The 17866-nt window shown below is 64.9% G+C and carries 22 protein-coding genes; 10 read left to right on the top strand and 12 right to left on the bottom strand.

Translation table 11 applies throughout. The annotated features are described in order from the left end of the window. Window positions 1–53 precede the first annotated feature (53 nt). Window positions 54–449 (bottom strand): YchJ family protein, encoded by a 396-nt coding sequence (locus tag L2Y97_RS19895; protein ID WP_425492794.1) that lies wholly within the window; start codon window positions 447–449, stop codon window positions 54–56. Between the two features lie 215 nt (window positions 450–664). On the opposite strand from L2Y97_RS19895, the gene L2Y97_RS19890 reads away from it, so the two are divergent. Continuing rightward, the gene (locus L2Y97_RS19890; RefSeq protein WP_247430089.1) at window positions 665–1360 is read left to right on the top strand and encodes a hypothetical protein; all 696 of its coding nucleotides are present in this window, start codon (window positions 665–667) and stop codon (window positions 1358–1360) included. On the opposite strand, the gene L2Y97_RS19885 is transcribed toward L2Y97_RS19890, so the two are convergent. Then, a complete protein-coding gene (locus tag L2Y97_RS19885; protein WP_247430086.1) occupies window positions 1351–1893 on the bottom strand; it encodes a lipocalin family protein in 543 nt (180 codons plus the stop codon). The genes L2Y97_RS19890 and L2Y97_RS19885 overlap by 10 nt on opposite strands. An 80-nt stretch (window positions 1894–1973) precedes the next feature. Between L2Y97_RS19885 and L2Y97_RS19880 the strand changes: the two genes are divergently transcribed. Then, window positions 1974–2399: a hypothetical protein gene (locus tag L2Y97_RS19880; protein WP_247430083.1), complete on the top strand. Its 426-nt coding sequence runs from the start codon at window positions 1974–1976 to the stop codon at window positions 2397–2399. An 87-nt stretch (window positions 2400–2486) separates the two neighbouring features. Here the strand turns inward: L2Y97_RS19880 and L2Y97_RS19875 are convergent, their stop codons facing one another. The 5 genes from L2Y97_RS19875 to L2Y97_RS19855 all read right to left on the bottom strand — a co-directional run bounded on the left by L2Y97_RS19875 (window position 2487) and on the right by L2Y97_RS19855 (window position 6593). Then, a complete protein-coding gene (locus tag L2Y97_RS19875) occupies window positions 2487–3014 on the bottom strand; it encodes a HutD/Ves family protein (RefSeq protein WP_247430080.1) in 528 nt (175 codons plus the stop codon). Beyond that, window positions 3011–5107: an ATP-dependent DNA helicase DinG gene (dinG, locus tag L2Y97_RS19870; RefSeq protein ID WP_247430077.1), complete on the bottom strand. Its 2097-nt coding sequence runs from the start codon at window positions 5105–5107 to the stop codon at window positions 3011–3013. The genes L2Y97_RS19875 and dinG overlap by 4 nt, the downstream gene beginning before the upstream one ends. A 40-nt stretch (window positions 5108–5147) precedes the next feature. Next, window positions 5148–5423, bottom strand: coding sequence for a DUF2188 domain-containing protein (locus tag L2Y97_RS19865; protein ID WP_247430075.1), 276 nt, complete (start codon window positions 5421–5423; stop codon window positions 5148–5150). A 97-nt stretch (window positions 5424–5520) separates the two neighbouring features. Further along, window positions 5521–6105, bottom strand: a complete 585-nt coding sequence (locus L2Y97_RS19860) for a DNA-3-methyladenine glycosylase I (protein ID WP_247430072.1) — start codon at window positions 6103–6105, stop codon at window positions 5521–5523. Continuing rightward, complete coding sequence (locus L2Y97_RS19855) at window positions 6102–6593, bottom strand: DUF1993 domain-containing protein (RefSeq protein WP_247430069.1); 492 nt, start codon at window positions 6591–6593, stop codon at window positions 6102–6104. Before L2Y97_RS19855 ends, L2Y97_RS19860 begins: the two co-directional genes overlap by 4 nt. 179 nt (window positions 6594–6772) lie before the next feature. Here L2Y97_RS19855 and L2Y97_RS19850 point away from each other — a divergent pair, with 179 nt between their 5' ends. Together L2Y97_RS19850 and L2Y97_RS19845 are read left to right on the top strand one after the other, a co-directional pair. Beyond that, the gene (locus L2Y97_RS19850) at window positions 6773–7723 is read left to right on the top strand and encodes an ABC transporter ATP-binding protein (RefSeq protein ID WP_247430066.1); all 951 of its coding nucleotides are present in this window, start codon (window positions 6773–6775) and stop codon (window positions 7721–7723) included. Then, entirely contained in the window at window positions 7720–8481 is a 762-nt protein-coding gene (locus L2Y97_RS19845; protein ID WP_247430064.1) for an ABC transporter permease, read from the top strand. The genes L2Y97_RS19850 and L2Y97_RS19845 overlap by 4 nt, the downstream gene beginning before the upstream one ends. A 166-nt stretch (window positions 8482–8647) precedes the next feature. On the opposite strand, the gene L2Y97_RS19840 is transcribed toward L2Y97_RS19845, so the two are convergent. Beyond that, window positions 8648–9157, bottom strand: a complete 510-nt coding sequence (locus tag L2Y97_RS19840) for a DUF1993 domain-containing protein (protein ID WP_247430061.1) — start codon at window positions 9155–9157, stop codon at window positions 8648–8650. Between the two features lie 102 nt (window positions 9158–9259). Here L2Y97_RS19840 and L2Y97_RS19835 point away from each other — a divergent pair, with 102 nt between their 5' ends. Together L2Y97_RS19835 and L2Y97_RS19830 are read left to right on the top strand one after the other, a co-directional pair. Continuing rightward, window positions 9260–9862 carry an FUSC family protein gene (locus L2Y97_RS19835; protein WP_247430058.1) on the top strand — a complete coding sequence of 201 codons (603 nt, stop codon included), beginning with the start codon at window positions 9260–9262 and terminating at the stop codon, window positions 9860–9862. Further along, window positions 9859–10554 (top strand): VIT1/CCC1 transporter family protein, encoded by a 696-nt coding sequence (locus L2Y97_RS19830; protein ID WP_247430055.1) that lies wholly within the window; start codon window positions 9859–9861, stop codon window positions 10552–10554. The genes L2Y97_RS19835 and L2Y97_RS19830 overlap by 4 nt, the downstream gene beginning before the upstream one ends. A gap of 107 nt (window positions 10555–10661) precedes the next feature. Here the strand turns inward: L2Y97_RS19830 and L2Y97_RS19825 are convergent, their stop codons facing one another. From L2Y97_RS19825 to L2Y97_RS19810, 4 genes are all read right to left on the bottom strand, one after another. Continuing rightward, a complete protein-coding gene (locus L2Y97_RS19825) occupies window positions 10662–12029 on the bottom strand; it encodes a GGDEF domain-containing protein (RefSeq protein ID WP_247430052.1) in 1368 nt (455 codons plus the stop codon). Window positions 12030–12102: 73 nt separating this feature from the next. Beyond that, window positions 12103–13362 (bottom strand): TCR/Tet family MFS transporter, encoded by a 1260-nt coding sequence (locus L2Y97_RS19820; protein WP_247430049.1) that lies wholly within the window; start codon window positions 13360–13362, stop codon window positions 12103–12105. Then, complete coding sequence (locus L2Y97_RS19815) at window positions 13355–14542, bottom strand: cation:proton antiporter (protein ID WP_247430047.1); 1188 nt, start codon at window positions 14540–14542, stop codon at window positions 13355–13357. The genes L2Y97_RS19820 and L2Y97_RS19815 overlap by 8 nt, the downstream gene beginning before the upstream one ends. Window positions 14543–14599: 57 nt before the next feature. Next, window positions 14600–14950 (bottom strand): EF-hand domain-containing protein, encoded by a 351-nt coding sequence (locus tag L2Y97_RS19810; protein WP_247430044.1) that lies wholly within the window; start codon window positions 14948–14950, stop codon window positions 14600–14602. 78 nt (window positions 14951–15028) lie between these two features. Between L2Y97_RS19810 and cysK the strand changes: the two genes are divergently transcribed. From cysK to L2Y97_RS22580, 4 genes are all read left to right on the top strand, one after another. Then, a complete protein-coding gene (gene cysK, locus L2Y97_RS19805; RefSeq protein ID WP_247430042.1) occupies window positions 15029–15985 on the top strand; it encodes a cysteine synthase A in 957 nt (318 codons plus the stop codon). Between the two features lie 193 nt (window positions 15986–16178). Next, complete coding sequence (locus L2Y97_RS19800; protein ID WP_247430040.1) at window positions 16179–16622, top strand: hypothetical protein; 444 nt, start codon at window positions 16179–16181, stop codon at window positions 16620–16622. A gap of 87 nt (window positions 16623–16709) precedes the next feature. Beyond that, window positions 16710–17414 (top strand): MerR family transcriptional regulator, encoded by a 705-nt coding sequence (locus L2Y97_RS19795; protein ID WP_247430037.1) that lies wholly within the window; start codon window positions 16710–16712, stop codon window positions 17412–17414. Continuing rightward, complete coding sequence (locus L2Y97_RS22580; protein WP_425492793.1) at window positions 17411–17812, top strand: PIN-like domain-containing protein; 402 nt, start codon at window positions 17411–17413, stop codon at window positions 17810–17812. The genes L2Y97_RS19795 and L2Y97_RS22580 overlap by 4 nt, the downstream gene beginning before the upstream one ends. Window positions 17813–17866 lie beyond the last annotated feature (54 nt).

Genomic DNA, 17866 nt, shown 5'->3' with positions numbered 1-17866 from the left:
GATGGGGCCTTGCCGCAAACCCCATCGCGCGCAGGCGCGCTCCTACATGTGCTTCAGTCGACATCGCCGTCGACGTAATACCACCGGCCGTCTTCGCGAACGAAGCGGCTTACCTCGTGCATCTTCTTCGCACTGCCACCGCCGTAGCGAAGGCGCGCGACGAACTCCACGACGGCGGTATCCGGCGTGGGGTTTTCATGGCGCTTCACGGTCAGGCCAAGCCAGGTGGGCTTCGGCGCGCCACCCAGGTCGAGGTTCAGCTCCGTCGGCCGCATGCCGGGGTGCCAGGTGGCTATCAGGTAATCCGCTAGCCCCATGACGTAGGCGCTGTAGCGCGACCGCATCAATGCCTCGGCGGTGGGTGCGGGTTCACCGGTGTGCCAGCGGCCACAGCATGCGGCATAAGGCTTGCCGGTGCCACAAGGGCAGGCCGGATTTGGGGTGGCCATGGCCATGTCCTTGCAAAGTCATAAGGCGTCCATGCTAATGGTTCATGGACCAGATAAGCTGCTTCCCATTAAGGGGTCTCGGATGGCTACGATGGCGGCATGCTTTATGGCGCCCGTCGTTAGCTGGGGAGCCGTGGCGGCTCTTGTCCGCTCGGTGACTTCGCCTACACCCGCGTCCACACCTACCAGGGACAGTCGCTGTGATGCATAGGATCATGTTGGCGGTCGCCCTATCCATGGCGCCCTGGCTCGCGCACGCGGGCGAAAACATATGGAGCCGGGTGGGCGTTAACCCGCGTGAGATCCGTGAGTTTGAACGTTACGAGTGGTTGTCTCCTGATGGCACCGCGACCCTCGTGTACGACATCAACAACGGTGTCATCTTCAAGCGAGGGGCCTTTCATGCCGAGCTCAACGAGCTGGACACAAACGCAGGATCCGTCGAGATAGGTTGGGAGGCTTCCGGCAACGGCGTGTTCTTCAACACGACGGACGGTGGGGCGGTCGGCACATGGTTGACTCGCGTCTTCGTCAAGCGCGGAGCCACGATGGTCAAGGTGCCTGTCGAATACATCATCAGGAAGGTTAGTCCACTGTGCCGGGCCGGTGGCTATACGCAAGGGCAGAACTTCGGCGCGGTCGCTTGGCTGGACCATGGAAAAAAACTGCTCGTCGCTGAAGCATGGCCCGGCTCAGGGGCGTATGGCGAGGCCATGGGCCAGGGTTTGTTTTTCATCGTCGACGTGGAGCGCAACCGGGTCGAGAAAACCCTGACGCCGATCGAGGCACTTGCTCACCCGGAATGGTGCCGGTTCTGGGGGCCGTATTCGCTGGCGATCTTCGCGGCGTCATTGCCGGAGGCACTGGTCCCGGCTTCCAGCGAGTTCCAGATCCATTGCGATCAGCCCTGACGTTCGCCCACGGTCGCCGACTCGATCAGTGCGGATAGGTCGTAACCCATGGTCACCGCGCTAGCCTTCAGCCGCTCGAAGGTGGCTTGGTCGAGCTGCGGTTCGCGCGAAAGAATCCACAGATACTTCCTCCCCGGCTGCCCCACCATCGCCCACTGGTAATCGTCATCCAGCGCGAGCACCCAGTAATCCGCCCAGACCAGCGGCAACCAACGCAGCCATGGCGGGACGAAGGTGACCTCCAGCTTGCCGCGCGAGAACGATTCGGGGCGGCGGGCGACACCGCGGCTGGCGATGGGTCCTTCGGCCGTATCGCAGCGGTTCTCCACGGTCACCGTGCCGTCGATGTTTGGGGTGTAGTGGGCCGTGACGTTGCCGGTGCATTTACGCTGGAAGTACATGGGCAGCCGGGCGATCTCGTGCCAGGTGCCGGCGTAGCGTTCCAGGTCCAGGTCGGCCACGGCGGTGACGGGCGCGGAAGCGATGCCGGGGGCGGCCATGGCCCGGTTCAGGGCGGCGAGGAGGTCACGCATGGCTGGATTCCATTAAAGCGACTGCCTACGATGCCGATGACGGGTGAATCCTCAATAAATTGCGCCACCGGAACCGCTCCATGGACCACGACGAGAACCACGGTAAACGCCCGCTATTCACGCGCTTGCGCGAACGGCTGGTAGCCCGGGGGGCGGCCCACGTGGACCTGGAGGCGGGGGTGCTGGTGGCCACGCCCGGTAGCCTGCGCATCCGCGAGGTGCCCCTGGCCCGGGTGAACCGGGTGGAGGCGGGCAACCGGGATACCCCCGCATGGGACACCGTGTTCCTGTTCTTCCACGTGGATGGCGAAGAGCCGCTGGTGCTGTCGGAAGAGGACAAGGGCTTCGCTGAACTGGTGGCCGATCTGCGCGGGGTATTTCCTGGAATAGAGGGCTGGGCATCGGCCGTGCCGTCGGTGAAGTTCCAGCTGACGTCGGTGGATTTGTGGCGGCGCGAGGTGCCTGAGGCCTCCGAACAGCCCAACGAACCTGCACCCGCTCCGTAGGAGCCCACCCTGTGGGCGACATCTTTTCGCGAAACGTACCAGGGCCTGTAGCGTCGGCGCGAACGGCGTCGCGCATAGGGTGCGCTCCTACAGGTGGATCGCTATGGCTTGGGTGTTGGCGGCGAGCGTGAGGCGGCCGGCATCGAAGATGGCGTCGCCTTTGGTTACCGGCTGGCTATCTGCCGTGCCTGCGCCTTCGGCGATGTAGGCGATCTTCACGCCATCGAACACGCCAGGCCCATGCAGCACTTCGAGGCGGGCGCTGCCTACGCCACGTCGTACCATCAGGTTGAAATCGCGTGTGGCTCCACCGGCCAGGCGTACATCCACCTTTGCCTCGCCGGGGAAGGCGAACGGCGCGCAGGGTGTCGTCAGCGCGTGCTCTCGCTCGCCATCCAGCACCATCGTGAACCCATCACCTTCGAGCAACACGATCGTGCGATCGATGCCGGCAAAGGTCGAAAACGGCGACGCCGTATCCACATCCGCAATGCTCACCCGCCACGCGAACGTATCCATCGATGCGCCCGGTGGCTCGACGGCAAGCTCACGAGTGATCCCCAGGCCGTTCTTCCACGGCACGGCTTTCAGTTCGTCGAATCGGATGATCTTCATGCGACGCGCTCGATCTCGCGGGCGAAAGGAGGAAGGGCGCGGAGCATGCCGGTGCCGTAGCGTTTGGTGATCACGCGGCGATCAAGCAACACGATGCGCCCCGTATCGGTTTCCGTACGAATCAGGCGGCCACAGTACTGCGTCAGGATCCGCGTGGCATCGGGCACGCTCACTTCGATGAACGGATTGCGGCCGCGCGATTCCAGCCATTCGGCGTACGTGGCGCCGACGGGATCGGTCGGCACAGCGAACGGCAGCTGCGTCACGACCACGGTCTCGCAAAGCTTGCCGGGAAGATCCAGGCCTTCGCCGAATGACGCAAGGCCGAAGATCGTGCTGCCCTTGCCCGCTTCGATATCCGCGCAGTGCTCCGCAATGAGCTGAGCCTTCGCCAGCGAGCCCTGCGCACGCACCTTGCGCACGTGATCAATGGGCAACACCTGCAGCACGCGATCAAGCTTCGCACGCGAGGTGAACAGCACGAGGTTGCCCGCATCCCAATCCAGATGCTTTGCCAGCCAGCTCGCCACTTCGCGCGCATGGCCTTCGCGGTCATCGGGCAGCGTGTTGAAGGCGGGCACCTCGAGCTTTGCCTGGCGCTCCAGATCGAACGGGGAGGGCAGGCTGATGGTTACCGCCTCGTTCGGCAAGCCGACCGAATCCGCGAACCCGCGGAAGTTACCGCCCGCGCTGAGCGTCGCGGAGGTCATGATCACGGCGGACGCGTTATCCCACAGCACGGTGCGAAGCAGACCACCGGCCGATACCGCGGAAGCGTGGCAGATCAGTGACTGATCCGACCCCATGCTCACCCAGCGGGCCAAAGGCGGGCCATTCTCACGATCGTCGGTCGACCACGCGTACCACGTGCGCACCTGGCGATCGAGGCGCTCCAGCGCCACGCCGAGCTCGCGCGAAAGCGCTTCCTGCGTGGGTCCGCCCGCTTCCATTTCCACGACAGTGCGCCGCACGGTGCGCAGCCAGCGCTGCACATCGCGCGTCACCACATGCAGGTGCGAGGCGTGGATCTTCCAGTTCTCAGGAAGCTGGCCAAGCGACGCGCGAAACACGGGTTCGAGCTCGTTGGAAGAGGGCGTCCACGACAGGCGAATCTCGCGCTCGATCTCTTCCAGCGCGTTCGACATCTCCAGCATCTTCTCGTCGCCGGATTCGAGCGTGAGGTTGCCGATGCTTTCCTTGTCGGTAAGCGAATACGCCGCGTGTACCTGGTTCTGCAGACGGCCGATGCGGCGCACCGTGCTGGCCAGGTGCACATCGGCCGCGCCGCGGTCGATCGCCTTGGACGGCACGTGGTGCGCCTCATCGAAGATGTACAGCGTGTCCTCAGGCTTGGGCAGGATCACGCCACCGAAGGTATCTTCATCGCGCGGCATGGTGAGGTCGGCCAGGACCAGGTCCTGGTTGGCAACCACGATATCGGCCTCGCCAATGGCGCGGCGGGCGACGAAGAAGGGGCACACGGCGAAGGCGTTGCACTTGCGGCCGGTGCAGCCACCGGCACTGGTGGTGACCATGCCGCGCACCAGGTCCGAAAGCGGTTCCGGGCTGGTATCGATATCGCCATTCCACTCGCGCGACTCGAACGCCTTGCCGAGTTTTTCGATGGCCTTGGTGTCGCGCTCGGCGGGCGGGCGCGACCACAACGCGACATCGGCGTCGAAATCGAAACCGCCCTGGGCGCTGGGTTCCGAGCCGGCCATGCGCAGGTTGCGCGGGCACAGGTAGCGTCCACGCCCCTTGGCCAGCGCTACCTTGGCCTCCACGCCACAGAGCTTCATGTACTGGGGAATATCGCGCTGGACCAGCTGCTCCTGCAGCGCCACGGTGGCCGTGGCGATCACCAGCTTCTTCTTCTGGGCGCGCGCCACTTCCAGGCCGCCGATCAGGTAGGCCATGGATTTACCGGTACCGGTGGGCGCTTCGATCACGGCCGCGCCCGCCGGCTCAGCCAGCGCCTTGGCGACCTCGGCGATCATCTTCAGCTGCGACGGGCGCCCGCGGAACCCCGCCAGGCCGTCCTTCAGCCGCGCATAGGCGGCGCGGATCGCGGCTTTGGTATCTTCGGTGAGCATAGCCCACCAAGGTTACCTTATCGGGGTCTCACCCCGTGGCTCAGCGTGCATGCACCGCCGGGCTAAGCGGCGCGCTGGCCACCAGGCCGGCGACGACCCAGGTGTGTTCTTCCCAGCTGCCGTCGGCGTGCTGCACGTGGATCGCGACGGGGCGGCCCAGGCTGTCGGAGAGGCCGGGGGATAGCGCTTCGGCGGCGTGGATGGCATCGGCCTGCGTCGGGTAGGTGCCCAGGGGCACGGAGGCGCGGCGGACGATCCACGGTCCCTGTGTCGATTCGCTGTACGGAATAAACAGTTGGGCGGAACTCGATGCCATGGAACCCTCGCGTGTGTCGGTGGGTACGCCTGACGAGCCGGGGCCGCCCACGCGGCCCCTTGGGTTCCACGCTACGCTGGAACGGCTAAAAAAATCATTAACCCTTGTTCCGCAAGGGTTTACGAAGCAGTTCGGCCCGCCGGAAGCAGCCCGGCGCGTGGGTGTTGAGCAGGCCGGTGGCCTCCATCCAGGCGAAGACGATGGTGGGGCCCACGAAGGTGAAGCCACGCTTCTTCAGCGCCCTGGATACCTGCTCGGAGAGCGGGCTGTTGGGCGGTACGGGGCCTTCCCAGGCCAGCGGCTCGCCGCCCACGAAATCCCAGCAGAACGTCGCGAAATCTTCGCCGGCATCGCGCATGGCCAGGTAGGCTTTCGCGTTGTTGATCGCGGCGCCGATCTTGCTGCGTGAGCGGATGATGGCGGGATCGGCGAGCAGCCGTTCCACATCGCGCGGCCCATACCCTGCCACCACCTCGGGATCGAACCCTTCGAACGCGGCGCGGAAGCCATCGCGGCGGGCCAGGATGGTCCGCCACGACAGCCCGGCCTGGAAGCCATCCAGGATCAGCTTCTCCCACAGCTTGCGGCCGTCGCGCTCGGGCACGCCCCATTCGCGGTCGTGGTAACCGCGCATGAGGTCGTCGGCATCGCCCCAGGCGCAACGCGCCAGGCCATCACTCATCCGGCAAAGCCGAGGTAATCCAGCTTGCCCACGCCCACGCCGTTGTGGCGCAGGATGTCGTACGCGGTGGTGATGTGGAAATAGAAGTTGGGCAGCGCGAACACCATGAGGTACTCGCTGGCGGTGAAGGTCTTCTCGGCTGGGCCGAACTTGCGGGTGATGGTGCGCGAGGCGCCGGCATCCACCTTCTCGGCTGGGACGGATTTGATCCATGCCACCGTATCGTCGATGCGCTTGATCAACTGGTCGATCGTGGTCTCGGTATCTTCGAACGACGGGGCCTGCACATCGGCCACGCGCGCGACGCCGAACTTGGCGGTATCGCTGGCGCGTTGCACCTGGCCAGCCAGGTTCAGCATGTCCGGAGCAAGCCGCTGTTCGATCAGCGCATCGCCGCCATGCTCTTTCGCCTTGGCCAGCAGATCGGCAAGGACGCGGAAGCCGCGGATGTAGGCGGCGGCGGAGGCTTCGTGCAGCGAGATGCTCATGGCGGTGGCTCCTGGAAGGTTCGGGCAGGGTGATCGGTGAAGGGGGGCCGGTACCACGGCCATCGGCGGACCGGCAATCCAAGCATGCTTGGGGTGTCAGGGCCTCACCTTCAAGGCCTGTGCGCCATACCGCCCAAGGGACTACCATCACCCGCCAACCCCGCAACCAACGGCCCCCCATGTCCCCCACCGATCACGCGCCCGACGCCATCGTCGCGGTGCGCGGCCTTTCCAAGGCCTACAAGACCGGCTTCCAGGCGTTGAAGCACGTGGACCTCGAGATCCGGCGCGGTGAAATCTTCGCGCTGCTCGGCCCCAACGGCGCCGGTAAGACCACCCTCATCAGCATCATCTGCGGCATCGTCAACGGCACCGGTGGCAGCGTGGCCGTGGATGGCCACGATATCGTCCGCGACTACCGCGCCGCACGCAGCCTCATCGGGCTGGTGCCGCAGGAGCTCTCCACGGATGCGTTCGAAACCGTATGGGCCACCGTGAACTTCAGCCGTGGCCTCTTTGGCAAGGCGCCGAATCCGGTGTACCTCGAACGGATCCTGCGCGAGCTCTCCCTGTGGGAGAAGAAGGATTCGAAGATCATGGCGCTGTCCGGCGGCATGAAACGCCGTGTTTTGATCGCGAAGGCGCTATCGCACGAGCCGCGCGTGCTCTTCCTCGATGAGCCCACCGCAGGCGTGGACGTGGAGCTGCGCCACGACATGTGGCAGATGGTCCGGCGCCTGCGCGCATCGGGCGTCACCATCATCCTGACCACGCATTACATCGAAGAGGCCGAGGAGATGGCCGATCGCATTGGTGTCATCAACCACGGTGAACTCATCCTCGTGGAAGACAAGCACACGCTGATGCAGAAGCTCGGCAAGAAGCAGCTCACGCTGTCGTTGCAGGCACCGCTGCAGAGCGTGCCCGAGGGGCTGGAGCACTGGCCGCTGGAGCTGTCGAAGGACGGCTTGTGCCTGACCTACACCTTCGATACGCAATCGGATGACACGGGCATCGCCGAACTCCTGAAGAAGCTCGGCGCGCTGGGCATCGACTTCAAGGACCTGCATTCCAGCGAGAGTTCGCTGGAAGATATCTTCGTCAGCCTCGTCCGGGGAGGTGGCCTGTGAATATCCATGGTATCCGCGCCATCTATCGTTTCGAGATGGCCCGCACGTTCCGCACGCTCACGCAGAGCATCGCCTCGCCGGTGCTTTCGACGTCGCTGTACTTCATCGTGTTCGGTGCGGCGATCGGCTCGCGCATGGGCGCGATCGGTGGCGTGAGCTACGGCGCTTTCATCATCCCTGGCCTGATCATGCTGTCGCTGCTCAATGAGAGCATCTCGAACGCATCGTTCGGCATCTACATGCCCAAGTGGGCCGGCACGATCTACGAGCTGCTTTCGGCGCCGGTGAACTACGTCGAAGTCGTGCTCGGCTACGTCGGTGCGGCGGCAACCAAGTCGATGATCCTCGGTGCACTGATCCTGCTGACCTCGCGCCTGTTCGTCGATTACCAGATCATGCACCCGGTGTGGATGGTGGCCTTCCTGATGCTCACCGCGGTGACCTTCAGCCTGTTCGGTTTCATCATCGGCCTGTGGGCGGATGATTTCCAGAAGCTGCAGGTCGTGCCATTGATGGTGATCACGCCGCTCACCTTCCTGGGTGGCAGCTTCTACTCCATCAACATGCTGCCACCGTTCTGGCAGAAGGTGACCCTGTTCAATCCCGTGGTGTACCTGGTGAACGGGTTCCGCTGGAGCTTCTACGGGCAGGCCGATGTGAACGTGGTGGTGAGTGTGTCGGCCACCGTGGGGTTCATGCTGGTGTGCCTGGCGATCGTGTGGTGGATTTTCCGCACGGGGTGGAAGCTAAAGAACTAACCGCCTCCCGGAACGGGTGTAGGAGCCCACCCTGTGGGCGACATCTTTCGCACCAAGGCCACAGGGCCCATGCGCTCTCGCGAAGAGCTGTCGCTCACAGGCGGCCCGTGCGCTCTCGCGAAGAGCTGTCGCTCACAGGGTGAGCTCCTACCGTAATGACACTTCGTTATTCGGGCTTGCCGATGAAATCGGACTTGCCCAGCACCACGCCCACGCCGCGCAGGATCGCGTAGGCGGTGGTGCAGTGGAAGTACACGTTGGGCAGCACGAAGCCGAGCAGGTAAGCCTGGCCTTTGAAGTGCATCTCGCCCGAGCGCATCTTCAGCAGGATGTCGCGGGTTTCGCTGCCATCGATCTGCTCCGGCGTGAAGCCCTTGAGCATGTCGATCACCCTGGCGATGCGGGCCTGCAGCTGCTCGAACGTGGTCTCATCGTCGGCCATGGCCGGCGCGTCCTGGCCGGCCAGGCGGAAGCCCGCGCCCTTGGCCATGTCGGTGGCGATCTGCACCTGGCGGATCAGCGGGAACATATCCGGGGTGATGCGGGTATTCAGCAGCACCTCTTCGGCGATGTTGCGTTCCTTCGCGTGGTCGGCACCCTTCTTCAGCACGCCGGAAAGGTTGGTCAGCGCGCGAACGAGGACGGGCACAGTGGTCTGGTACATCGTGATGGACATGGAGGTCGGGCTCTTTGGGGTGGGCCGGCCGGCGGCCGGGGCGCGCGTATTGTGCTTGTGAGTTGGCGGCCCGTCGACGGCGTGGGAAGCTACGATGCAGCCATGACCGAACCCGTGCCCCCCAACGCCCATCCCGACGGGAAGAAACCGCTGCAGCGCGTGCGCCGCGCCCAGCGTTTGCTCGATCAGCTCTTCCAGGGCCTGCCGCTCGCCTCGCGCATGCGCGTGGGTGCATTCATGGCGTTCAAGGCCGTGCTGGCCTCGACGTTCGCCTACGGGGTGGGTTTCCTGCTGAACCCGGAGGAAGCGTTCTGGGCGGCGATCAGCGCCATCGCAGTTACCCAGCCCCACTATGGCGATACGCAACACTCGGGGCGCGATCGCGTGGTGGGCACGACCTTCGGTGGTATCGCCGGCATGCTCGGCCTGTGGGTGGGTGGCGATGGCGACCTGCTTTCCTTCGCCGTTGCGCTGGGCCTGGTCACGCTCGCGTGCTGGACCGCCAACGCGGGCGCGGCTGCACGCATCGGCGGCATCACCTCGGCGGTCGTGCTGCTGGTGCCCGCCACCGGCCCGCGTTGGGAAGTGGCCGCCTGGCGATTGGGCGAAGTGATCTGCGGCACGGCCTGCGCGCTGGCGGTGGGTTGGTTGGTATCGCGTCTGGAACACCGCGTGGAAGAAAAGGCAGAAGGGGAACCGGGTTGAGCCGCAAACATTCCGAACATCACCGGCTGGACCGCCTGGGCTGGCTGCGCGCCGCCGTGCTGGGCGCCAATGACGGCATCCTTTCCACGGCCAGCCTGCTCGTGGGCGTCGCCTCCGCGGAAGCGGGCACCTCCGGCGTGATGATCGCGGGCGTGGCCGGGCTCGTGGCGGGCGCCATGTCGATGGGGGCGGGTGAGTACGTCTCGGTGAGTTCGCAAGCCGACAGCGAGCGCGCCGAGCTGGCCGTCGAATCGCGTGAGCTACGCGAGGACCCCACGGGGGAGCACAAGGAACTGACCGAGATCTATGTGCGCCGCGGGCTGGACCGCGCGCTGGCCCACGAGGTGGCCGAACAGCTGATGGCGCATAACGCGTTGGAAGCCCACGCGCGCGATGAGCTTGGCCTGTCCTCGGCGACCGCGGCGCGGCCGTTACAGGCTGCCGCTGCTTCGGCAGTCAGCTTCGCCGTGGGTGCGATCGTGCCGATCCTGGCGACCGCGGCTTCGCCGCGCGAGCACATGGCTCGGGTGACGGTGGTTGTTTCGTTGCTGGCGCTGGCAGCATTGGGCGCGGTGTCGGCGCGGCTGGCGGGTGCGGCCGTATGGCGTGGCGTGGCGCGCATCGTGTTCTGGGGTGCGGCGGCGATGGCGCTAACGGCGCTGGTGGGTCGGTTATTTGGCGTGGCTGCCTAGAGCGGCGGTAGGAGCCCACCCTGTGGGCGACGCCGTTCGCGAACCGCTACAGGCCCGACATTGTTGCGAAAGATGTCGCCCACGGGGTGGGCTCCTACACGGGCGGGTTAGCCGGCTACGCAGCGGTTGCGGCCGCCGTTCTTCGCGGTGTACAGCGCCAGATCGGCTCGCTCGAAGACGGCCTGCGGCGTGTCGCCCTGGCGGAACTGCGCCACGCCGATCGACGCGGTGACGCGCACGGGCTGGCGGCTGGCGTGGAAGGCCAGATGCTGGATCTTGCCACGCAGGCGCTCGCACACCTGAAGCGATTCCGCTTCGTCTGCGCCGTCGAAAATGACGATGAATTCCTCGCCGCCGTAGCGGGCGACGAAGTCGACGGGCCGCACGTGCTTCAGCAGTGCCTGGCCGATCACGCGCAACACCGCATCACCTGCGGTGTGGCCGTAGGTATCGTTCACGCTCTTGAAGTGATCGATATCGATGGCGGCGATGGAAAGCGGGCGCGACGTGGTCAGCCAGCTCTCGTACGCCGCTTCAATGCGCTTCTCGTACGCCAGCCGGTTCGGCATGCCGATCATCGTGTCGGTCTGGGCCAGCTCGTGCTCGCGCTCGAGCGAACGCTGCAACGCATTGCGCTCGGTCTCCAGTTGCTCCACGCGCTGGCGCATTTTTTCGGCGCGCTCGCGGTAAGCCGTGAGGCGTGCACCCTCGCGGCCGCGGAAATCGCGGAAGCACGCCGCGATGGTTTCCAGGCTGGCGTTGACCCGCTCACGCAGTTCATGGGCATCCTCGGCTTCGAGGATCGCCTCGCTAAGCAGGCGCATCTCGTGCGCCACGGACGCATCCAGGGCCTGGCCATTGGCTTCGCCGGTGGACTGGTCCGCCAGCTCGCGGGCCATGTACTGGGTCATCTCATCCAGGCGGCCCGCCACGTGGCGCAGCACCGCCTGCAGCGCATCGATCTCGCGCTGCATGCCGATCCGCTGCTCATTGACCAGGTCGGCCAGGCGGTCGCCGCAGGTAGCCAGGCCGACCAGGTCGCCGGCGTCGGCCACATCGCGGCGCAGGTCGTTGGCGCGGTCGGCCAGCTTCGGTTGCACCACGATGCGATCGACCAGGCGGTGCAGGGCGGCTTGCACGGACGAGCCGTGCTCCGTGCGTGCCGGCCGGGTGATGGGGATGGCCCGCTCTTCCGGGCTGCGCAACGGCCGGGTGGCCAGGCCCTCCAGGGCGTCGCGCAGGCTGTTGGAAAGGGTTTCCAGCACCATGGCATCGACCGAGCCGGCCGAAAGGGCCGCGCTCAGGCGCTCGATATGGGGATCGACCTGGTCATGGGCGCCGTGGGCGGCGCGGGTCAGGCTTGCAACCAGCTGGCGAAGCACGGACTCCACGGCCCGCCACTGGGCTTCTTCGCGGGTAAGCCGTTCAACGGCCTCGCGGTATTTGCTTTCCCAGAGCTGGCTGTCCAAACGCACGCCCCAACCGTCGCGTGAAGTGTCTCAAGTACGTCGCGCATCATACGATGAAACTTGGAGATTTCGATCGGCCTTATGGCTGATCCGGCGCTTCTTTCATCCAACGGGTGGCCCGGGCTGCCACGACCGCCCCGACGGCGATCAGCACCGCCGCCAACAGGAAGGCGATGCCCGGTACGTGCACCTGGCGCTCAGGGGCGATGGAGAACGCGAAGATCTGGGCGAACAGGTACGGGCCAAAGATGCCGGCGAAGCTGCCCAGGCTGGTGATCGCACCCTGCAGCCGGCCTTGCTGGTCGGCCGACACGCAGCGGGTCATGATCGATTGCATGGGCGGCCCGGCCAGGCCCCACAACGACATCAACGGGATGCCGATCAGGAACACCCACCCGGTGGTCGCCAGGCCCATGACAGCGAACGCCAATGTGCCGAAAACGAGGCCGGTGACCAGGATCGGCCGCTCGCCGAAGCGGGTGGTGAGCTTGCCGGTCAGGAAGGCCTGCACCGAGCCGTCGCAGGCGCCGACCAGCGCCAGCACGAAGCCCACCGCCTGCGCGCCCCAGTGGTAGCGGTAATCCGCATACAGCACGAAGGTGGTCTGGAGCACATAGTGCGCCAGGTAAAAGAGGAAGGTGACGATGGCCAGCCCGAATACCGTGGGGCTGCAGCGGAGCAGGCGCATGGCCCCCAGCGGGTGCGCGGTGTGGGGTTCAAACCGTGCGGCGCGGCGTTCCGGCGGCAACGATTCCGGCAGGATGAAGAAGCCATACATGAAGTTCGCCAGCGCCAGGCCGGCGGCGACCCAGAACGGCAGGCGCAGGTCGATTCCGCCGAGGAAACCACCTAGCGCCGGGCCGATGATGAAACCGATGCCGAACGCGCCGCCGAGCAGGCCAAAGGCACCGGCACGTTTCTCCGGTGGCGTGACATCGGCGATGTAGGCATTCGCGGTAGTAAAGCTTGCCGCCGTCATGCCCGAAATGATGCGGCCGACGAACAGCAGCCAGAGCGAGGGCGCGAGCGCCATCAGTACGAAATCCAGGCCAAGGCCGAGATTTGAAAGCAGGATAACGGGGCGGCGGCCAAACCGGTCGGACAACGCGCCCTGGATCGGCGAGGAGAAAAACTGCACGGCCGCGAACACGGTGCCAAACACGCCGACCCACCACGCCGCATTGCTCACGGTGCCGCCGGTCATCGTCTCGATCAGGTGCGGCAACACTGGGATGATGATGCCGAACGCGAGGATATCGATCAGCACCGTGACGAAAACGAACGCCACGGCGGCCCGGCGCACCGGTTGCGGTAACGGCGTGTGCGCTGCATCAGCCATGCAGCAACGCCTTAAGCCGTGGTGCGACAAACGGTACCGTCAGCATGGTGCTGGCCACCGCCATCAGCAACAGGGCAGTGAAGGTTTCACTGGTGATCATGTGTTTATCGAGCAGCACGTTGACGAAGATGATCATGATGAGCGCCTTGGTCTGCAGCAGCCAGCCGATGATCCATGCGTCACCGCGCTTCCAGCCCAGCATCTTGCCTGCCAGGCCTACGCCCGCCAGCTTGCCCACGACGGACGCCACCAACAGCACGGCAGCCGCGACGAACACTGCGGCACCACCGATGTTCCAGTTGGTGCGCAAGCCCGTGGACAGAAAGAACACCGGCATGACCACCAGCAGGACGTTGTCGCGCAGCGCATCAAGTTTCGTGAGCGTGAACCAGTCACGCTCCATCACGGCGCCAGCCAGGAAAGCGCCCACCATGAAATGCAGGCCGCACCAGTCGGCGCCGTAACCGCACGCCGCCAGCCATACCAGGCCGAGGTAGTAGCGATCGGATTCCTGCACGCGCTCCATGATGCGGCGGAACGCCCAGGCGGCCACGGCGAACAGCGCGAGAAAGGCGGCCTGATGGCCGACACGTTTCCAGTCGAGCAGCAGGATGGCCAGTACCGCCCAGATCGCGAGGTCGTCGAGGCTCGCGTAGCGCAGCACACGCTGTCCGAGTGGCTCACGCAGGATCCCCAGCTTGTTCATCAAAAGGATGAGGATGGGTAGCGCCGTCACCGCGCACGCCATGCCCACACCCACCACGAACTGCCACGGCTGCGTGTCCGTACCCATCCAGCCATCGCGCCAGGCCAGCAGGCCGAGGGCTGCGGCGCAACCGGTAAGCATGGGGGCGCCGAGCGCCAGCGCGGCGGTGGTGCCGCACTCACGGCGTTGCTGCCAAACGGCACGCAGGTCGAGCTCGATGCCGGCGATCCATACGAACACCATCACGGCCCACCAGGCAATACCGTTCAGCGCGCCGATGACCGGCGGTGCAAACACCGTGGCGTAGTAATCGGGAAAGATTTTCCCCAGCACCCCTGGCCCCAGCAGGATACCGGTGAGGATCTGGACGACGACCAGCGGTGCCCAGTAATCGGTACGGAACACGCGCCAGATGAGGTACGGCACGCCAAGGATGATCACCATCGCGATCAGGAACAGTTCGGTCGTGCTCATTGGTCCTCCCCAGGATCGGCAGAGGGTAGCGGACCTTCGCCGCGCCGCCAATCGCGCCTAGCGCGGCGGCTGGGTGAGTTCGCGGGCGTTGAGGAACCCGTCATGGTTGGTATCCAGCTTGTGGAACTGCTGGATCAGGTTGCGCTGGAACTCATCGAGGCGGATGGGGCGTGCACCGGGGCGCATGGGACCGTCGTTGGCATCGATCACGCCATCGCCGTTGATATCCATGCGCAGGAAGCCCTGGCTCATGTAGCGGACATATTCCGCCTCATCCACCTTGCCATCGCCGTTGGTATCCATCCGCTGCAGGTATTCCTTCGGTGTGCGGGGGAAATCCTGCGCGGGGGCGCTCGTGGTGGCGAGCAGTGCGAAGGCGGCCAGCAGGCCGGGGGAGTGTCGGAACATCTATGCCTTCCGGGGTGTTTGTCGCGGTGGGTGCAGCGGCGTACTCTCGGAGAACTGTGTCCAGCCTGGGAAACTTCCATGATCTACGAGAGCATTCTCGACACGATTGGCCGCACCCCGATCGTGCGCCTGCACCGCGTGGCACCGCCGCACGTGAGTCTGTACGCCAAGGTCGAATCGTTCAATCCCGGTGGTTCAGTCAAGGATCGCCTGGCCATCGCCGTGATCCTGGATGCCGAGCAGAAGGGGCTGCTGAAGCCCGGCGATACCGTGATCGAGGCCACTTCGGGCAATACGGGTGTGGCGCTGGCCATGGTCTGTGCCGCAAAGGGCTATAAGTTCGTGGCCACCATGGCCGATTCGTTCTCCATCGAACGGCGCAAGCTGATGCGCGCCTACGGCGCCAAGGTGATCCTCACCCCGGCGGCCGAGCGTGGCAGCGGCATGGTCCGCAAGGCCGAGGAGCTGGCCGCGAAGCATGGCTGGTTCCTGCCCCGTCAGTTCGAGAATCCGGCCAACCCGGCCTACCACCGCAGCACGACCGCCGCCGAGATCCTCCAGGACTTCGCTGGCCGTCGGCTCGATGCGTTCGTCACGGGCTGGGGTACTGGCGGCACCCTGACCGGCGTCGGCGAGGTGCTGAAAGTGGCCCGGCCGGAGGTCAAGATCGTGACCTGCGAGCCTACTGCCGCGCCGCTGCTGCAGGACAAGCCGTGGTCGCCGCACAAGATCCAGGGCTGGACCCCGGATTTCGTGCCTGGCGTGCTCAACCGGAAGATCTTCGACCAGGACATCCCCGTGGATGAGACGGTGGCTCGCGATACCGCGCGCCGCCTGGCCGCGGAAGAGGGGCTGTTCGTGGGCGTGTCGGCCGGTGCCACCGTGGCTGCGGCCTTGGAGTTTGCCAAGGGGGCTGTCGAAGGCAGCGTCATCCTGGCCATGCTCCCCGATACCGGCGAACGCTACCTCTCCACCTTCCTCTTCGAAGGCGTTAACGAGGGCACCGACGAAGATTGGCTCAACAGCCTGGGCTGAGGGCACGTCTCCCGAGCCCCTGTAGGAGCGCGCTTGCGCGCGATGCGGCCTTGCCGCAAGCACCCATCGCGCGCAAGCGCGCTCCTGCATGCCGTTAGCTGAACCGGTGACGGCACGGGAACATCCCGCACGCACCACCGTCACATCTGCCCCGGCAACGTGGACTCCTCAGCAATCCAAAGGAGACCACCCCATGACCCTATTCCGCAAAAGCCTCACGGCGGAACTCGGTGGCCGCGCCCAGCGCCTCGCCGGTGCCCTGACCCACGATCACACCCGCGAGCTTGCTGGTGCCGCTCGGCAGTACGTTGGGCGCGCAGGGATTAAGGCGTCCCAGGCGGGCGCCCAGGCAGCGAAAGCCGCCTCTCGGACCACCAAGCAGGTAAGCAGCGCTGCGCTGATCGCGGGCAAGCAGGTACGCAACCACCCACGTACTTCCATCGCCATCGGCGCTGGCCTCGGTGTGGCCGCGCTGACGGCCGCATGGCTACTGCGCCGACATGACCAGAAACAGCGCGCCTCGCTGGAACACGACGAACACGACCCCACGCGCTACCGCACCACGAACGCCGCCGGCGATGCACTGGACGGCTCGGGTGAAGACAATCCGGTGCCGGGCGAGACCGGGCTGTACTAACGACGACTTCGTTTGTAGAGGGATTCCTACACGAGGTCGGGCAATTGTCTGATTCGTCATCAAGCGCGCAGTCTTTACGATGCGCGCATGAAAACATTTGAATCTCGTCCATTTCCCTTTGGCATCGGCATCTATTCATTTTGGGATGCCGCCCGCTACATCGGTGCAACGCCGCGCGACCTACGTCGTTGGATTCGGGCCTATACGCCGCAGCCGAAGGAAGGTGGTCCCGCGCCCCTATGGGATTCGGAGTTGCTCACGTGGCGTCGAAAGGGCATAAGTTTTCGTGACCTCGTGGAGTTGCGATTTGTTCGCGCCATGCGCGGCGCGGGAGTCACGTTACCTGTCATTCGGCGCACCCTCGAACTGGGGCGGGCGCAACTTCGCGTGCCGTATCCGCTTTCAAGTAACGCCTTTCGACGACTCGGAAAGCAAATCTTCCGCGAAGCACTCGCCGTGGAAGGTGTCAGCCTCGCACGACTGAATGAAGATAGCCGGCGACGTGTCCTCAGCCTCGTCTCCGGGCCGAGTCTCCGCCGTGGTCTCGAAATAGATGGCGACGGCCAGGTCACGCGCTGGTTTCCGGTTTCGCGTAGCCAAATCATCGTACTGGACCCCAACCGGCGCGCCGGGGACCCCATTCTCACGGAATCAGGCGTTCCCACTATCGCCATTGCCGCGGCTTACAAAGCGGACAAGGAAGATGCGAAGTTCGTTGCGTGGCAGTACGAAATTACCGAGGCTGAGGTTCGTGCCGCTGTGCGCTTCGAAAAACGGGCTTGCGCGTTGTGAAGGCTCAGATCGACGAAAATATCGCTCCGGCGCTTGCCCGCGCGCTGGACTGCCTTGTTCAAGACATCGGGCACCAGGTGGTTCATGTCACGAGTATGCACGAGCGTGGGACTGCCGATACATGGATTCTCTCGAAGGCTGCATCGTTTGGCGTCGATGTCCACGTTTCCCACGATTACCATCACAAAAGCCAGGACGAGCGAGATGCCATCACCGAAGGAAATCTTATCGTCTTTGTGCTTTCAAAAAGTTGGTCACCGCATACCTTCTTCGAAAAGGCTTCGCGCCTGGTCCACTGGTGGCCCAGGTTGTTGAATGCATGCTCTACGCTCCGTAGGCCAGGTATATACATCGTGCCATGGCGATCGGAGAGCCGACGGTTTGAGCGAGTTGGCTAACGCTTGAGAATAGCTGCGACCGGCAGTTGGGCAGCGAGGTCGAGTGCTTTCGTC

This window comes from Luteibacter aegosomatissinici (genome assembly GCF_023078495.1).
Classification (GTDB): Bacteria; Pseudomonadota; Gammaproteobacteria; order Xanthomonadales; family Rhodanobacteraceae; genus Luteibacter; species Luteibacter aegosomatissinici.
This window is presented reverse-complemented; position numbering and strand designations above follow the sequence as displayed.

Coding starts and splice junctions, on each gene's coding strand:
- L2Y97_RS19815 (WP_247430047.1), bottom strand. CDS start 14,542: ATGAGCACGACCGAACTGTTCCTGATCGCGATGGTGATCATCCTTGGC.
- L2Y97_RS19890 (WP_247430089.1), top strand. CDS start 665: ATGTTGGCGGTCGCCCTATCCATGGCGCCCTGGCTCGCGCACGCGGGC.
- L2Y97_RS19820 (WP_247430049.1), bottom strand. CDS start 13,362: ATGGCTGATGCAGCGCACACGCCGTTACCGCAACCGGTGCGCCGGGCC.
- L2Y97_RS19895 (WP_425492794.1), bottom strand. CDS start 449: ATGGCCACCCCAAATCCGGCCTGCCCTTGTGGCACCGGCAAGCCTTAT.
- cysK (WP_247430042.1), top strand. CDS start 15,029: ATGATCTACGAGAGCATTCTCGACACGATTGGCCGCACCCCGATCGTG.
- L2Y97_RS19835 (WP_247430058.1), top strand. CDS start 9,260: ATGACCGAACCCGTGCCCCCCAACGCCCATCCCGACGGGAAGAAACCG.
- L2Y97_RS19840 (WP_247430061.1), bottom strand. CDS start 9,157: ATGTCCATCACGATGTACCAGACCACTGTGCCCGTCCTCGTTCGCGCG.
- L2Y97_RS19880 (WP_247430083.1), top strand. CDS start 1,974: ATGGACCACGACGAGAACCACGGTAAACGCCCGCTATTCACGCGCTTG.
- L2Y97_RS19795 (WP_247430037.1), top strand. CDS start 16,710: ATGAAAACATTTGAATCTCGTCCATTTCCCTTTGGCATCGGCATCTAT.
- L2Y97_RS19875 (WP_247430080.1), bottom strand. CDS start 3,014: ATGAAGATCATCCGATTCGACGAACTGAAAGCCGTGCCGTGGAAGAAC.
- L2Y97_RS19800 (WP_247430040.1), top strand. CDS start 16,179: ATGACCCTATTCCGCAAAAGCCTCACGGCGGAACTCGGTGGCCGCGCC.
- L2Y97_RS19855 (WP_247430069.1), bottom strand. CDS start 6,593: ATGAGCATCTCGCTGCACGAAGCCTCCGCCGCCGCCTACATCCGCGGC.
- L2Y97_RS19850 (WP_247430066.1), top strand. CDS start 6,773: ATGTCCCCCACCGATCACGCGCCCGACGCCATCGTCGCGGTGCGCGGC.
- L2Y97_RS19885 (WP_247430086.1), bottom strand. CDS start 1,893: ATGCGTGACCTCCTCGCCGCCCTGAACCGGGCCATGGCCGCCCCCGGC.
- L2Y97_RS19810 (WP_247430044.1), bottom strand. CDS start 14,950: ATGTTCCGACACTCCCCCGGCCTGCTGGCCGCCTTCGCACTGCTCGCC.
- dinG (WP_247430077.1), bottom strand. CDS start 5,107: ATGCTCACCGAAGATACCAAAGCCGCGATCCGCGCCGCCTATGCGCGG.
- L2Y97_RS19865 (WP_247430075.1), bottom strand. CDS start 5,423: ATGGCATCGAGTTCCGCCCAACTGTTTATTCCGTACAGCGAATCGACA.
- L2Y97_RS19860 (WP_247430072.1), bottom strand. CDS start 6,105: ATGAGTGATGGCCTGGCGCGTTGCGCCTGGGGCGATGCCGACGACCTC.